Genomic DNA, 15,724 nt, shown 5'->3' with positions numbered 1-15,724 from the left:
CGCCTGGGCACTGGAACTATGGCCGAAAAGATCCCTGGCTTCTGCGCCCTCTGCCGCTCGCGCTGCGGTTCGATCAGCGTTGTGGAGGACGGCGTGCTGATCGCCCAGGAAGCCAACCCCTCCCACCCGACCGGCAAGGCCCTCTGCGTGAAGGGCCGCGCGGCGCCCGAGCTGGTCGCCAATCCGCAGCGGCTGCTGCACCCGCTGATACGCACGGCGCCGAAGGATGCCGCCGATCCGCTCTGGCGCCAGGCCTCGTGGGACGAGGCACTGGACCTCGTCGCGCAACGCATCGGGCGCATCCGCGACGAGCGCGGTCCCGAGTCGGTGTCCTTCGCCATCACTTCGCCGAGCGGCTCGCCGCTGTCCGACGGCATCGTCTGGATCGAACGTCTGGTCAATGCCTTCGGCAGCCCGAACCTGTGCCGCGGCACCGAGATCTGCAACTGGCACAAGGACGTCGCCCACGGCTTCACCTTCGGGCGCGGCATCGGCGCGCCGGACTTCTCGAACACGCGGTGCATCGTGCTGTGGGGCCACAACCCGTCGGCCACCTGGCTCGACCATGCGACGGGCGTGACGGAGGCCTTCGCGCGCGGCGCGAAGATCGTCGTGGTCGATCCGCGCAAGGCCGGCTTCGCGATGCGTGCCCACCAATGGCTACGCGTGCGGCCGGGCTCGGACGGCGCGCTGGCGCTGGCCATCGCCGGCGAGATGATCCGCAACGGCGAATACGACATCGACTTCATCCGCCGGCACTCGAACGGGCCGCTGCTGGTGCGCGAGGACACGGGCGCGTTCCTGCGCGAAGCCGATATCACGGGCCTCGCCTCGCAGCGGCTCGTGGCCTTCGACGAGGCGAGCGAATCCATCGTGCCCTACGACACCGGCACGGCCAGCTACGCATCGCAGGACTGCACCCTCGCGCTCTTCGGCACCAGGACGCTGCAGGCGACCACGGGCCCCGTTCGATGCCGGCCCGCCTTCGCGCTGTATGCCGAGCTGTGCGAGGCCATGTCGCCCGAACGCGCCGAGGAACTGTGCTGGGTCCCCGCGCAGCAGGTGCGCGACACGGCACGGCTGCTGTTCGCGCACCGCCCCGTCAGCTACTACGCGTGGTCGGGCGTCGGCCAACACACCAACGCGACGCAGACCGACCGCGCCATCGCGCTGCTCTATGCGCTCACCGGCAGCTTCGACGCGGCCGGCGGCAACGTGGACTTCGCGCATCCGCCGGCGCGCAAGGCATCGGGCAAGGAGCTGCTGTCGGCGGCGCAGCTCGCGAAGTGCGTGGGCATCGACGAGCTTCCACTCGGCCCGGCCGCGCAGGGCTGCATCGGCAGCGACACGCTGTACCGCGCCATTCTCGAAGCCAAGCCCTATGCGATCCGCGGCGTGGTCGGCTTCGGCGCCAACCTGCTGCTCGCGCATGCCAACCCGCTGCGCGGTGCCGAGGCGCTGCGCCAGCTCGACTTCTTCGTGCATGCCGACCTGACGCTGACCCCGACCGCCCAATACGCCGACGTGGTGCTGCCGATCGGCACGCCCTGGGAGCGCGAGGCGTTGCGCATCGGCTTCGAGGTGAACCAGGGTGCCGAGGAACTGGTGCAGCTGCGACCGCGGATGGTGGCGCCGGTGGGCGAGAGTCGCTCCGATGCCTGGGTCGTCTTCGAGCTCGCGAAGCGGCTCGGGCTGGCCGACCGGTTCTGGGGCGGCGACATCGACGAGGGTATGCGCTACATGCTCGAGCCGCTGGGGATCGGCCTCGAGGCCTTGAGGCAGCACCCCGAAGGCATCCGTTATCCGCTGAAGACGCGCTACCAGAAGCACCACGGCGCGGGCTTCCGCTTCGCGACCGACACCGGCAAGGTCGAGATCTATTCGGCGCTGCTGCACCGGAATGGCCAGTCGCCGCTGCCGGTGTACGTGCCGCCGCTACCGAAGCTGCGGCTTCGCGAAGGAAGCCCGGACTTTCCGCTCGTGCTGACCTCGGCCAAGCTGCCGCAGTACTGCCACAGCCAGCACCGGCAGGTCGCATCGCTGCGCAGCAAGGCACCCGACCCGCTCGTGGCCATGAACCCCGCCACCGCCGCCGCGCGCGGCATCAAGCCCGGCATGTGGGTGCGCGTGCGCTCGCCGAGCGGCTCGGTGCGCTTCAAGGCCACGCTCGATCCCAGCCTCGATCCGCGCGTGGTCTGCGCGCAGTACGGCTGGTGGCAGGCAACGAGCAGCTGGGCCTGCCTGCGCACGCACCGCTTTCCGATCAGGGCTCCAACTTCAACCTGCTGGTCGACGACGGCGATCTCGACCCGATCAGCGGCTCGGCGCCGCACCGCTCCTACATCTGCGAGGTCGCGGCCGAAGCCGGGCCCGCCGCCTGAATACCCCATTCACTCAACACCCACTCCGTCGATACCCATGCAAGTCAAAGTCCAACGCAAGGTGCCCGAGGCCACCGACATCTGTTCCTTCGAGCTGGTCGCCATCGGCGCCGAGCCGCTGCCGCCCTACGAGCCCGGCGCTCACATCGACGTCGATGTGGGCGGCGGCGAGACCCGGCAGTATTCGCTCTGCGCGCCCCATGGCGAGGGGCGCTATGTCATCGGCGTGAAGCGCGATCCGCGCTCGCGCGGTGGCTCCCGGTTCATGCACGAGTCCGTGAAGGAAGGCGATGTGCTCACCATCGGCGCGCCGAGAAATCACTTCCCGCTCGCGCCGGACGGCGAGCGCTTCATCCTCGTCGCGGGCGGCATCGGCATCACGCCGCTGCTGTGCATGGCCTCGCACCTGAGCGGCGCCGGACGAGCGCTCGAGCTGCACTACTTTGCGCAGTCGGCGGAACACGTCGCCTTCCGTCGGCAGCTCGAGGGCGCGGCACTGGCCCCTTCCGTGCGGCACCACCAGGGTTACAGCCCCGACGCGCTGCCCGAGCTGCTGGCATCGATCGTCGGCAATCCGGCGCCGGGCAAGTACCTCTACCTGTGCGGACCGCGCCCCTTCATGGAGCTCGTGCGGCAGGCCGCGGCGAACTGGCCGGCCGACCAGGTCCGCTTCGAGTATTTCGGCGCGGGCTCGACACCTCCCGCCGCATTGGCGCCGCAGGCCGCATTCGAGGTCTGCGCCGCCGCCTCGGGCATCTCGGCGCGGGTGGAAGCGGGCCAGAGCATCGTCGAGGTGCTGCGCGCCCACGGCGTGCATATCGAGACCTCGTGCGAGGAAGGCCATTGCGGCACCTGCATGACCACGGTGCTCGAGGGCCAACCCGAGCATCGCGACTCCTTCCTCACCGAGCCCGAGAAGGCATCGGGCACGCTGATGCTGCCGTGCGTGTCGCGCAGCTGTTCCGCGCGGCTCGTCCTCGATCTCTGAGCGAGTGGGTCATGACGCAAGCGCGCGCAATGACCAACGGAACGCGTTCAGAACGCCGTGACGTTCCACTCGTACTCGGTCGCGACCTCGCCGAGGATGCGCAAGCGCTGCGCGGGCTCGGCGGCCAGCGCGGCCAGGATCCGGGTATTCAGGGCCACCATCGTGGCCTTGGCGTTGTCGGCGAACTCCACCGTGATGCCCTGGTCCTCGTACTTCTGGACGAAGGCCTGCGCCGCCACGCCGATGACGAAGTAGAGGCCCGCGTTGTCGAGATCCGACTTCATGAGGTCGAAGGCGCCGCGGTACAGCAGCTTGAAGGCGTCGGAGCCCGACAGGTCGTTCTCGAAGCGGGTGCTGATTTCCTGGAAGTTCATGGTGTGTTGCCTTCGATGTGGTCAGTGATGAAACCCTTGCCGCCGTGCGCCTCGGACCAGGCGACCGGATCGCGCAGGAAATCGTCGAACTCGGCGATCACCTCGCGGCCGAAACTGTCTCGTTGCGCCGCGACCGCGCGGATGTCGTGCCAGTTCGCCAGCGCGTGGACCTTCAGCCCCAGTGCGGCCAGCATGCGGCCGGCGCCGAACATGCCGTAGTCGAACAGCACGAGCACATCACTGACCTCGGCACCCACGCCGCGCAGCGCCCGCGCGAAATTGGCCTTCGATGCGCCGGCCGCCATCATGTCGTCGACCAGCAGCGCGCGCTCGCCGGCGCGCACCACGCCCTCGACCTGGCGGGCGCCGATCGCGCGCTTGCGGACGTACTGCATCGGCAGGTCCAGCGCATCCGCGATCCAGGCCGCCAGCGCGATGCCGCTGGACTCGCCGCCCGCGATCGAGCCGACACCGGCCAGGCAGCCATCGGTTTTCAGCAGCTCGATGGCATGGTCCACCAGCGCGCGGCGCGCCTCGGGAAAGGAAACGAGCCGCCGGCAATCCATGTAGACCGGCGTCGCCCATCCCGAAGGAAGCCGGAAGGGCTCGTCGGTGCGCAAGGTCACGCAGCCGGCATCGAGCAGCCGGGCGGCGACCTCGAGGCGGATCGGGTCTGGGGCAATGGTCATGGCGGTCGAGCCTTTGGCTAGTGAATTCGGTCGAGCAATTTGCGCAGGTGCGTCGCACCCGCCTTGCCCTTGTAGGCGGCCTTCCAGAGCCTACCGATCATGGCTTCGTACATGCGCACCGCCTCAGGCGAGGCGGTCACGGTCGCGATGCCGTTGCGCACGTTGGGCAGCTCGCCGAGCCGGAACGGGCTCACGGCCAGCACGCTGCCGGCGCGACCGGAGAACACCTGGAAGGTCGCGGTCGGCATGGCGTCGTCGATCAGTCCGATCTGCACGTCGATCGGCTCGCTCTCCATCAGGTCGGCGATCCGCTCGACCTCGCGGCGCGCCGCCAGCCGGCGCTCGGTGCGCACGCTCTCGGGCAGGTCGATGCGGCCGACCAGGCCGGTATCGACGAAACGCTCGAGTTCGCGCAGCCCGATCAGGCTCACGATGTGCGGACGCCGGCGCTGGAAGAAGGCCCGGCGCTCCTGCATGATCTGCAGCATCTTGTCGATGTCGGCCGAGGTCGGCCCCTTGCCCGCGCCCTTGGGCGATGCCTCGATCAGCATCTGGCGCAGGGTCGGCAGGTAGTCCTCGGAGGTCAGCAGCAGCGAGATCGGCTCGAAGTGCGCGAGGATGCGGTCGGACGATTCCTCGAGCTGGCGCATGCGCTCGAACAGGCCCAGCGCGGTCGAGTAGTACTCCACCTCCACGCCGAGCAGCGACGCCAGCGTGGTGTCGAGCAGGTGGGCCAGGCGCTCGAGCGTCTCGATCTTGACGATCTCGCCCTTCTCGAGCCGGTACACGACCGCGCGCGAGATGCCCAGCCGCTCGGCCACGTCCTCGGCCAGCAGCGAGGCGCCCACCCGGTAGGCACGCAGGCGGTTGCCCAGCGCCACGTAGTCGATCGATGACTTGAAGGTCGAATTCGCAGCTTCCATCTCGTTTTCCACTTTATGGATCGAAAAAGAAACTATAGGCGAGTTTCGACATCCGCGGTCACCGGCGAGGCGCGAGGCGGTACGGGAATTCACGCCGCGACCGGCTCGGGCACGGGCGCGTCCCGCAGAGCCCACGGCAGGCGGCTGCCCCCGAGGAAGGGATGGAGCGCCCCGCCCCCCGCAAGTGCCACGTCCTGCGGCACCTCCCAGGGCGCGCGCTCGAGCGTCACGCGCGCCTCGTTGGACGCGAGGCCGTAGAAGCGCGGACCGTTGAGGCTCGCGAAGGCCTCGAGCTTGTCGAGCGCGCCCTCCTCCTCGAACACGGTGCAGTAGCTCTGCAGCGCGACCGGCGCGTTGAAGATGCCGGCGCAGCCGCAACCCGCCTCCTTCAGCGTGCGAAGGTGCGGCGCGGAGTCGGTTCCGAGGAAGAAGCGTGCATCGCCCGAGGTCGCCACCCTGCGCAGCGCGAGGCGATGACGCTCGCGCTTGAGCACCGGCAGGCAATAGAGGTGCGGCCGGATGCCGCCCGTGAAGATCGCGTTGCGGTTGAACATCAGGTGCTGGGGCGTGATCGTCGCGGCGAGACGGCCGCTCGCATCGGCCATGATGAAGTCCGCCGCTTCCTCGGTCGTGATGTGCTCCAGCACCACCTTGAGCGCGGGAAAGTCGTGCAGCAGCGGACGCAGGGTCGACTCGATGAACACCGCCTCGCGGTCGAAGACGTCGACGGCCGGATCGGTGCTCTCGCCGTGCAGCAACAGCGGCATGCCGATGGCCTGCATCGTCTCGAGCACCGGTGCCACCTTCGCGATCGAGGTGACGCCATGCTCCGACTGCGTGGTCGCACCGGCCGGATACAGCTTCGCCGCGGTCAGCACGCCGTCCTCGAAGCCCCGGCACAGGTCGTCGGCGGAGGTGCCGTCGCACAGGTAGACCGTCATCAGCGGCACGAAGTCGGCGCCCGGCGGCAAGGCCGCCACGATCCGCTCGCGGTAAGCCCGCGCGAGCGCGGTGGTCGTCACGGGGGTCTTGAGGTTCGGCATGACGATGGCGCGGCCGAACTGCGCGGCGCTGTAGGGCAGCACCGTCTGCAGCATGGCGCCGTCGCGCAGATGCAGGTGCCAGTCGTCGGGGCGGCGCAGGGTGATACGGTGGGTCATGGCAAGGCTCACTTCAATCGGGCGAAGGCCGCATCCATCGCGCCGACGCCGAGCATGAAATCCTCGATGTCCATCGCTTCGTTCGGGTTGTGCGAACCGTTCTGGTTCCGCACGAACAACATGCCGCTCGGGATGCCGGCATTGGCGAACAGCGAGGCGTCGTGCCCCGCGCCGCTGGGAATGAGCTCGAAGGCCGCCTCTTGCGCGGCGCAGGCTTCGGACAGCACGCTGCAGAGGCCCTCGTCCATGGTCGCGGGATCGCTGAGCAGGCGCCGATCGAATTCGAAGCGCACGCCGCGCTCGCGCTCGATCGAGCCGCATTCGGCGCGCATCAGCTGGTAGAAGGCCTCGAGCGTGTCCGTGCTCTTGCTGCGCGCCTCGAGGCTGAAGCTCACCTGCCCCGGAATGCGCGAGATCGAATGCTCGGCCGGATCGGTGCTGACGATGCCCGTGGTCACGACCAGGTCGGTGCCGCGCTCCAACAGCACGCGCCAGTGCTCGTCGATGCGCATGATCAGGTCGGCGACTGCGAACATGGCGTCGTGGCGCAGCCAGCGCGGCACCACGCCCGAATGCTGCGCGTCGCCGTGGCAGACCACGCGGTTGTGCCGCACGTTGCCGCGGATGCCCGAGACCACGGCCAGCGGGAGCTGGCGCGCGACCATCACCGGCCCCTGCTCGATGTGCAGCTCGAGGTAGGCCTTGATCCGCGCCTTGTCGAGCAGCGGCTGCTGCGCGCGGATCGCCTCCACGTCGGCGCCGCAGCGGCGCATGCAGGCCTCCATCGATTCGCCGGTGGTGCGCTGCTTGAGCGCGAGGTCGCTCTCGCTGAGCTTGCCGAACAGCGCGCCGGAGCCCATGTAGGCCTTGCCGAACCAGGCGCTCTCCTCGCCGCGAAACGCGATCACCTCGAGCGGGCGCGCGTAGGGCGTGCCGCCGGCCTTCTGCGCGACGAGACACAGGAGGCCCGCGACCACGCCCGCATAGCCGTCGAAGTTGCCGCCCTGCGGCACCGAGTCGATGTGCGATCCGCACCACGTGACCGCGCTCGCCGCCGCGGTCTGCGGCAGGCCGAACACGAGGTTCGCGGCCCGGTCGGCGCGGACCTCGAGCCCTTCGCTCGCGGCGAAGGCGCGCAGATAGTCGGCGGTGTCCGATTCGCCGCGGCCGTAGCTCTGCCGCGTGACGCCGACCCCGTCGAAGGTCAGCTCGCGCACGTCGGAGAACAGCTTCTCGGCCATGGGGCGAAGTCCCGGCAGGCTCATCGTCCTTGCCCTCCCTAGCCCGACTGCTGCGCGAAGCGCAGCCAGCGGTCCGAGAGCTGGCGATCGAGCTTGACCTGGCCGGTCAGGTCGCGGATTTTCTTCACACCCATCTCGTCGCAGTACACGACCAGGCCGTCGATGATCTTCTGCATCACCCCGGGGTCGATGAAGGAGGCCGTGCCGACCTGAACCGCGCTCGCGCCGGCCAGCATGAACTCGACCGCGTCGTGCGCGCTCGCGATGCCGCCGCAGCCGATGACCGGGATGCGCACGCTGCGATAGCACTGGTGCACCATGCGCAGCGCGATCGGCTTGATGGCCGGCCCCGACAGCCCCCCCATCACGTTGCCGAGCATGGGCTTGCGGGTGCGCACGTCGATCGACATGGCCAGCACCGTGTTGCCCATCACGAGCGCATCGGCGCCGGCTTCTTCCGCGGCCCTCGCGACCGTTGCCACATGCGAGGCATTGGGCGTGAGCTTGGCCCACACGGGATGATGGGTGCGGCGGCGGATTGCGCTCACGACCTTGTAGGTGGTCTCGGGCGTCATCGCGAAGGCCATGCCGTCGGCCTCGAGGTTGGGGCAGGAGATGTTGGCCTCGATCACCGCCACTTCCGGCAGCGACATCTCGGCCACCGCGTCGGCGAACTCGTCGACCGTGTCCGCCGAGATCGAGACCACGACGGGCGTGTCGAAGCGCGTGTAGGGCGGCAGCACCGTCTCGCGGTAGTAGTCCAGGCCCTTGCTCGGAATGCCGATGGCGTTGAGCATGCCGCCGCGGGTTTCCGCCACGCGCGGCGTCGGGTTGCCGGCACGGCTCTTGGGCGAGACGCTCTTGATCACCAGCGCGCCCAGCCGGTTGAAGTCGAGCGCTTCCGCGTACTCGATGGCGAAGCAGCCCGAGGCCGGCATGACCGGGTTGCGCAGGCCGACGTCGCCGACCCTGACGTTGAGATCAGCCAAACTCCACCTCCCCGACCACGTCGCCGATGGGAAACACGGGACCTTCACGGCAGACGCGCAGGAATTGCTTGTCGCCCGCGCGGTCGAACAGCCGGACGCAGGACAGGCACACGCCCATGCCGCAGGCCATGCGCTGTTCCATCGCCACCTCGCCGCGGGTGGCCGGATGGTCGGCGAGGATGCGTTGCAGCAGCATCAGCACGCGGTGCGAGCCGCAGGTGTAGACGGCGTCGTGGTGCCGTTCGCCGAGCAGCCGGCGCACCAGCGTGTCCATGGCCTCCACCGAGGAGCTGCCGTCGGAGTCGTAGACGCAATGCACGTCCGCCTCGGCGCCGCGCAGGAACTCGTCGCGCATCAGGTCCTTGGGCGCGCGCGCCGACATCACCGCCGTGATCGCGATGCCCATCCTGGCCGCCTGCCGCAGCAGCGGCGCCATCGTCGCCAGGCCGACGCCGCGCGCGACGACCATGATGCGTTCGTCGCCCGGCGGCAGCGTGAAGGTGTTGCCCAGCGGGCCGACGATGTCCATCGCGCCGCCGACGGGCAGCGAGGCCAGTGCGTGGGTTCCGGTGCCGGTGACGTTGTAGAGGAACTCGATCGTGCCCGCCTCCGGCCCCACGCCGTAGACGCTCATCGGGCGCAGCAGGAAGGGCTGGAGGTCGTTCGTCGTCGGGCACTTCAGTTGGTAGAACTGCCCGGGCCTGGTCGCGCCCGCCAGGTCGGCCGGCGCGCTGAGCTTCAGGTACTTGTACCGGTCGTTGACCCAGCGGTGCTCGGCGACCTCGCAGCGATACGAGGCCACGGATTGCGCGTTGCGCTGGAAGCAGGCGCCTTCACCCTGAGGCACCGGCGGATGCACGGGCCTGCACGCGGGCGACTGGTGGTCGATGGCGGCGAGCATCATTCGAGCTCCTTGCCCTTGAGTTCGGGAATGAGGAAGTAGGTGGCGACCATGTCGACCAGGTAGATCGCGGCGAGCAGCGCGATCGCGATCTGGAACGAGTAGGCGGCGACCATCGCGCCGACCACCACCGGGCCGAAGCCGCCGATGCCGCGGCCGAGGTTGAACAGCACGTTCTGCGCCGTGGCGCGTGCTTCCGTGGGATAGGCCTCGGAGATCAGCGCGCCGTAGCCGCCCAGCATGCCGTTGACGAACATGCCGAGCACGGCACCGACCCACAGCAGCGAGACCGGGTCGGACAGCTGGGAGTACGCCAGCACCATCGCCACGGCACCGGCCTGGAACAGCAGGAAGCTCGGCTTGCGCCCGATGCGGTCGGCCAGCTGGCCGAAGACGAAGATGCCCAGCATCATCCCGAGGATGGTCACCGAGGTCCACATGGCCGACTTCGTGAGGTTGAAGCCGAGCTTGTTGGCCAGAAAGCTCGGCATCCAGATCATGATCCCGTAGTAGCCGAAGTTCTGCACCGCGCACAGCACGACGATGCCCAGGCTGGTGCGGGTCGTCCGCGCGTCCTTGACCAGCAGCTTGAAGGACCTCAGGCGCGAGCCCCGGACCTTGGGCTTGCGCACGAACACCTCGGGCTCGTGCAGCTTGTTGCGGATCACCCAGGCCACGAGCGCGGGCACGACGCCGACCAGGAACATGCCGCGCCAGCCGATGTGCGGCATCAGCAGCGGCGTGAGCAAGGCGGCGCCCAGCACGCCCAGCTGCCAGCCCAGCGCCACATAGGAAGACACGCGTGCCCGATGCCTGGCGGGCCAGGCCTCGGCCGCCAGCGCCATGCCGATGCCGAACTCGCCGCCCAGGCCGATGCCCGCGATGGTCCGGTAGACCAGCAGGTCCCAGTAGCCCTGCGCGAAGGCACAGAGGCCGGTGAACACCGCGAACAGGACGATGGTCCAGGTCATCACGCGGATGCGCCCGAAGTGATCGCTGAGCGAACCGAAGACGATGCCGCCGACGACGGCGCCCACCAGCGTCCAGCTCACCAGCGAGCCGGCCTGGCCCGGCGTGAGGTGCAGGTCGGCCGAGATGGCCGTGAGCATGAAGCCCAGGATCAGCAGGTCGAAGCCGTCCATCGCATAGCCGATGGCGGAACCGGCCAGCGCCTTCCAGGCGTAGCCCGAGACGGCGTCGTCGCGCGGCGCGGAGGCGGTCGAATCTAGTGTGGATGACACGTCAGGACTCCTGGTTCGACGCGGAAAGCCCGGCGCCGGCGGATGGATGGGCCATGGAAACGGTCTCGACATGGAGTCCGTTTCGCTCATTTGCGATACTAGTATCGAAAAAGATATCAATCAGGAAAAAGTTCACCGGGTTGTCTCTGTGATGGATGGAAGGAACGAGGGAAACCGGGGGATCGAGCCTGGCGTCGGCTCGCGCGGCCGCTAGAAGCGGTGGCGGATGCCGACGCCGAAGCTATTGCCGCCCGCCATGGCGGTCGCGAGATCGCGCATGAGGACGGCATAGACGTCGGTTCGCTTCGACAGGTAGTGATCGTAGGCCAGGCTCACCGTCGTGCGGGTGCCGTCGTAGGAGCCGGCGATCTTCGTCCTCGCGACGGCCGCGAGGATCTGCCCCGCGGTCGACCCGACCGGCACGCTGGCGCCGAGGGAAGTCGTGGTCCCGCGATAGCCGGTCACCTCGGCCTTCGACCGGCCGTAGCTTGCATAGGCCTTGAGCAGGCCGAAGTCGTAGGCCCCGCCCAGCATCCAGTCCTTGCACGTGGTGGGCACCACCGCGCCGGCGACCGTGGCGGTGATGACGCCCGGGTTGACCGGGTTGGAGATCTGATCGCGCTCGTAGAAGCCCGCGACCGTGAGCGGCCCGCTGACGTAACTCGCGCTGATGCCGGTGTTGTTCTTGCCCTTGTAGCCGGTGTCGCTGGACTGTTCGCCGAACTGGTAGTGCAGGTTCACGCGCAGGCCGCCGAAGTTCGGCGTGCTGTAGATGAGCTGGTTGCTCCAGCCGGTGTCGGACGGCGAGGTGCGGTACAGCCAGCGCGCGGTGTTGACGTTGGCATGCAGCACCAGCGGCGAGAACGCGAAGGAGTTGCCGAAGGGATTGACCAGCACCGTCGGAATGAAGTTCGGCGCCGCGGCGCGCCCGAGCTGCAGGCTGCCGTAGGCACCGGCGATGCCGACGTTGGCATCGCGCGCGAAGTAGGGGTCGCCATCGAAGCGGCCCGATTTGCCGGCGTCGGCGCGAAAGAAGGAATTGAGTGCGAAGTAGGCCTTGAGCCCGCCGCCCAGGTCCTCGCCGCCGGCGAAGCCGAAGAACGAGGTGGTCATGCCGCCGCTTCCGAGGACCTTGGTGCGGCCGAGATCACCCGCGTAACGCATCGATCCCGCGTACTCGTCGATCAATCCCTGCACCGACACACTGCTCTGCGCGCAGGCGCAGCAAGCCGTCGACAGCGCGACGGCGGCAACTACAAGACTCTTCATAGGTGGCTCACTTCTCAAAACTCGAGGGAATGGATCGGTGGCTCTGGCGCGGGTGCACCGCCATGAGGCGCATCGCCTCGAAAAATCGGCATTCCCGACCAAAAAGCACCATTTAAGAAACCAGGATCAAAAACGAGACTGAATTCTGGCGCGATTCCGCAAGATCGATGCCAAGGGTTTTCGAGCGGTCGGGGCCGAGCGCTTTCGCGCTATTCGCGTGCGCTCGACGCGGGGACGAAGAGACCGGCCGGCCCGAGGCCTTCGCGCCCAACGCCGTGGTCCGCATCGGCACCGACGGCCTCGTCACGCTGGTGATGCCGCGCGTGGAGATGGGCCAGGGGATCTACACCGCCCTCGCGCTGCTGATCGCGGAGGAGCTCGAGATCGATCCTCGGCACGTTCGCCTCGAACACGCGCCCGCCGACGAGACGCGCTATTCGAACCCGCTGACCGGCGGGCAGATCACGGGCGGCTCGACCTCGGTGCGCAGCACCTGGGAGCCGATGCGCCGCGCCGGCGCCACGGCCCGGCTGCTGCTGGTCGAGGCGCGGTGGTGGCCGACCACATGGGTGCGGCGCGCAAGGGCCTGGCCGCGCTCGAGATCCGCTGGGACGAAGGCGCCAACACGGACTACTCGACCGAGAAGCTGATCGCCGCGCTGGCCAGCGCCTCGTCGCGCACCGGCGCCGTGGCGCGCAAGGAAGGCGACACGGTGGCCGCCGCGCGCGGCGCCGCGCGGACAGTCGATGCGGTCTACCAGCAACCCTTGCTCGCGCAGGCGCCGATGGAGCCGGTGAACTGCACCGTGCACGTGCGGCCCGATGCCTGCGAGGTGGCTAGGCCCGCTGTTCCGCCAGCGCTATCCGAAGGTCGCTCTCGACGAATCGCGCATGCTGGTGCCCTCGGGCCGGGTGGTGACGGCCGGCGCGGCGATGGGGCACCTCGATCTGGCACTGTGGCTGATCTAGCAGGCCAGCCCCGAGCTCGCGGCCATGGTCTCGCGCTACCTGCTCGCAGACCTGCGCTCCTCGCAGGCGCCGTACATCGTGCCCCACCATCTCGCGCAGGCCGACCCCGCGACCCCGCGATCCTGCGCTTCGAGCGCTGGGCGCGCGACAACCTCGAGCAGGGCTTCTCGCTCGACACGGCGGCGCGCGCGCTCGCGACCAGTCCGCGCACGCTGCAGCGACGCTGCCAGGCCGTGCTCGGCAAGTCGCCGCTGGCCTACATCCAGGACCTGCGGATCGAGCGCGCGCGCTCGCTGGTGCATGGCAGCGACCTCGAGGCCATCGCGGCCGAGGTCGGCTATGCCGACGGCTCCACGCTCGGCGCGCTGCTGCGCGAACGCCTGGGCCGCGGCGTGCGCGATTTGCGCGCCGATCTGCTTTGAGCGCCGGCAACGAGAAACGCGGCCGGCCTCGCGCTCAGAGCCCGTGCAGCGCCGCCATCTCGTCGATCAGCCCGCGCTGGAACGCATCGAAGCGCGCCGAGGGCTGCTGCAGGCCGAAGAAGTCGGTGAACGGATCCTGCACCTCGGTGCGATGGCCCGAGAGTTCCTCGACCACCGCGAGACCGCAGAAGGGCACGCAGGCCTCGGCATAGCCGCCCTCGTGCACCACCACCACTCGGCCCTCGCTGTGCCGCGCCGCGAGCGCGTTGACCTGCTTCATCATCTGGCGGAACGATTCCGGATGCAGCTGCATGCGCGCGAGCGGGTCGACCGCGTTGGCATCGAGGCCGCTGGCCACCACGACCAGCTCGGGGCGGAAGCGCTCGACCACCGGTGCCACGATGCGCTCGAAGGCATACATGTAGCTCGCATGGCCGCCGCCGGGCTGCAGCGGCACGTTGACGTTAAAGCCCAGGCCCTCGCCCGCGCCGCGGTCCTCGGCGCCGCTGTAGCCGGGCGGGAAGCAGTTCTCCTGGTGCAGCGAGACGGTCAGCACGTCCGGGCGGTCGTAGAAGATCGCCTGCGTGCCGTTGCCGTGGTGCACGTCCCAGTCGATCACGGCCACGCGCTTGACGCCATGGCGCGCCTTCATGGTCTCGATCGCCACCGCGATGTTGTTGAACAGGCAGAAGCCCATGCTGTGCTCGCGCAGGCAGTGGTGGCCCGGCGGCCGCGTGAGCGCGAAGGCGTTGCGGTGGCGGCCCTGCAGCACGCTGTCCATGGCGGCGATGGCCAGGCCGGTCGAGAGCTTGGCGATCTCGTAGCTGCCGGGACCGAAGGGCGCGACCTCGCCGAGATCGCCGCCGCCCGCATCGCTGGCGGCCTTGAACTGCTCGAGATAGCTCGAGGGATGCACGCGCCGCAGGTCCTCCTCGCTCGCCATCGGCGCGCCCAGCAGGTCGAGCTGCGCGCTCAGGCCCGACACGTCCATCAGCGACTTGATGCGGCGCTTGGAATCGGGCGACTCGGCCATGCCGCTGCCGGCCATGGGCTGGACCCAGCCGCCGACCGGCAGGAACAGGGCGTGCAGCCCGCCCGGCACGTGCCAGAAGGTGCGTTCATCGTGAAAGAAGGCGGTGTTCTTCATGCGTTGCGTCCTCGATGGTGTGGGAAATGGAAGAAGAGGAAGAAATCGATGCCGCCCCGTGCGGCGGATGGCGCTGCACGCTCAGGCCGCGCCAGCCCCAGCGCTCGCGCGCCAGGCCCCAGAGGCCGCGCGGCGCCAGCAGCATCACGGCCACCGCGATGCTGCCCATGGCGATCAGGTACCAGCCGCCCGACATCGCGAACCAGGTGTTGAACAGCTCGCGCAGGCCGAAGTAGATCAACGTGCCGATCAGCGGGCCCTCGATGGTGCCGATGCCGCCGATGATGACGATGAACATCGCGGTCACGACCCAGTTGATGTCGAAGGCCGAGTCGGGCGAGACGAACATCGTGCCCATGAAATGCGCGCCGCCGGCCAGCCCGAAGCCCAGGCCCGAGAGCACGAAGGCGATGAAGCGGTTGCGCCAGACGTTCACGCCGATGCTGGTGGCGGCCAGCTCGTTGTCGCGCACCGCCATCAGCCCCAGGCCGAAGGGCGAGCGCATCAGCAGGTAGACGCCGGCCACGGCCGCGAGGCCGATTGCGCCCGAGATCCAGAACGCGTTGCGCTGGAAGGTCTCGGCATCGACCAGCCGCACCGCCTGCAGCGGCACGCCCGATTCGCCACCGAACAGCGGGAACTTGGCGACCAGCAGCCGCACGATCTCGGCCAGCACCCACATGCCGATCGAGAAGTAGGCATCGCGCAGCCTGAACATCAGCGGCGCCACCGCGGCCGCCAGCAGCGCCGCGCCGACGCCGGCCAGCGGCACCATCCAGTAGGGCGAGAGCTCGAGCCGGTCGGAGACCACGAACACCAGGTAGGCGCCGATGCCGACGAAGGCCTGGTGCCCCATCGACACCAGGCCGGTGTAGCCGGCCAGCAGGTTCCACATCTGGGCCATGGCCAGCACCAGGAGCACCTCGCTCAGCAGGCGCAGCAGGCCCGCATCAGCCACCGTGGGCGCGAAGGCGATGGCGAGGGCCGCCGCAAGGAAGCCGATCGAGGGAAGAAGAGACGGGTTGCGCATC

13 protein-coding genes and 1 pseudogene are annotated in these 15,724 nt (G+C 69.0%); 3 read left to right on the top strand and 11 right to left on the bottom strand.

Translation table 11 applies throughout. The annotated features are described in order from the left end of the window. Positions 1–18: 18 nt before the first annotated feature. Positions 19–3,369 (top strand): molybdopterin-dependent oxidoreductase, encoded by a 3,351-nt coding sequence (locus tag ACEN9J_RS31835; RefSeq protein WP_413765271.1) that lies wholly within the window; start codon positions 19–21, stop codon positions 3,367–3,369. A 47-nt stretch (positions 3,370–3,416) separates the two neighbouring features. On the opposite strand, the gene ACEN9J_RS31830 is transcribed toward ACEN9J_RS31835, so the two are convergent. From ACEN9J_RS31830 to ACEN9J_RS31790, 9 genes are all read right to left on the bottom strand, one after another. Next, a complete protein-coding gene (locus tag ACEN9J_RS31830; protein WP_057590090.1) occupies positions 3,417–3,743 on the bottom strand; it encodes a hypothetical protein in 327 nt (108 codons plus the stop codon). After that, a complete protein-coding gene (locus tag ACEN9J_RS31825) occupies positions 3,740–4,432 on the bottom strand; it encodes an orotate phosphoribosyltransferase (protein ID WP_057590091.1) in 693 nt (230 codons plus the stop codon). Before ACEN9J_RS31825 ends, ACEN9J_RS31830 begins: the two co-directional genes overlap by 4 nt. Before the next feature lie 17 nt (positions 4,433–4,449). Then, complete coding sequence (locus ACEN9J_RS31820; protein WP_057590092.1) at positions 4,450–5,355, bottom strand: helix-turn-helix domain-containing protein; 906 nt, start codon at positions 5,353–5,355, stop codon at positions 4,450–4,452. An 89-nt stretch (positions 5,356–5,444) separates the two neighbouring features. Then, a complete protein-coding gene (gene pyrC, locus ACEN9J_RS31815) occupies positions 5,445–6,515 on the bottom strand; it encodes a dihydroorotase (RefSeq protein WP_057590093.1) in 1,071 nt (356 codons plus the stop codon). An 8-nt stretch (positions 6,516–6,523) separates the two neighbouring features. Then, a complete protein-coding gene (locus tag ACEN9J_RS31810; protein WP_057590094.1) occupies positions 6,524–7,780 on the bottom strand; it encodes a hydantoinase/carbamoylase family amidase in 1,257 nt (418 codons plus the stop codon). 14 nt (positions 7,781–7,794) lie between these two features. Further along, positions 7,795–8,745 carry a dihydroorotate dehydrogenase gene (locus ACEN9J_RS31805; RefSeq protein ID WP_057590095.1) on the bottom strand — a complete coding sequence of 317 codons (951 nt, stop codon included), beginning with the start codon at positions 8,743–8,745 and terminating at the stop codon, positions 7,795–7,797. Continuing rightward, entirely contained in the window at positions 8,738–9,649 is a 912-nt protein-coding gene (locus ACEN9J_RS31800; protein WP_261214615.1) for a dihydroorotate dehydrogenase electron transfer subunit, read from the bottom strand. The genes ACEN9J_RS31805 and ACEN9J_RS31800 overlap by 8 nt, the downstream gene beginning before the upstream one ends. After that, on the bottom strand, positions 9,646–10,887 hold the full coding sequence (locus ACEN9J_RS31795) for an MFS transporter (protein ID WP_057590096.1): 1,242 nt from the start codon (positions 10,885–10,887) through the stop codon (positions 9,646–9,648). The genes ACEN9J_RS31800 and ACEN9J_RS31795 overlap by 4 nt, the downstream gene beginning before the upstream one ends. A 210-nt stretch (positions 10,888–11,097) precedes the next feature. Beyond that, positions 11,098–12,156: a porin gene (locus ACEN9J_RS31790; RefSeq protein ID WP_057590097.1), complete on the bottom strand. Its 1,059-nt coding sequence runs from the start codon at positions 12,154–12,156 to the stop codon at positions 11,098–11,100. Positions 12,157–12,431: 275 nt separating this feature from the next. Here ACEN9J_RS31790 and ACEN9J_RS31785 point away from each other — a divergent pair, with 275 nt between their 5' ends. Together ACEN9J_RS31785 and ACEN9J_RS31780 are read left to right on the top strand one after the other, a co-directional pair. Beyond that, entirely contained in the window at positions 12,432–12,806 is a 375-nt protein-coding gene (locus ACEN9J_RS31785) for a molybdopterin cofactor-binding domain-containing protein (RefSeq protein ID WP_409976570.1), read from the top strand. A gap of 183 nt (positions 12,807–12,989) precedes the next feature. Further along, positions 12,990–13,546, top strand: a pseudogene (locus ACEN9J_RS31780) (helix-turn-helix domain-containing protein); the annotation flags it as partial. A gap of 34 nt (positions 13,547–13,580) precedes the next feature. Here the strand turns inward: ACEN9J_RS31780 and ACEN9J_RS31775 are convergent. Together ACEN9J_RS31775 and ACEN9J_RS31770 are read right to left on the bottom strand one after the other, a co-directional pair. Next, positions 13,581–14,693, bottom strand: a complete 1,113-nt coding sequence (locus ACEN9J_RS31775; protein WP_057590099.1) for a class II histone deacetylase — start codon at positions 14,691–14,693, stop codon at positions 13,581–13,583. Beyond that, positions 14,665–15,723 carry a branched-chain amino acid ABC transporter permease gene (locus ACEN9J_RS31770; protein WP_057590100.1) on the bottom strand — a complete coding sequence of 353 codons (1,059 nt, stop codon included), beginning with the start codon at positions 15,721–15,723 and terminating at the stop codon, positions 14,665–14,667. The genes ACEN9J_RS31775 and ACEN9J_RS31770 overlap by 29 nt, the downstream gene beginning before the upstream one ends. Position 15,724: the final 1 nt, after the last annotated feature.

This window comes from Variovorax sp. Varisp41 (genome assembly GCF_047325085.1).
GTDB lineage: Bacteria > Pseudomonadota > Gammaproteobacteria > Burkholderiales > Burkholderiaceae_C > Variovorax.
This window is presented reverse-complemented; position numbering and strand designations above follow the sequence as displayed.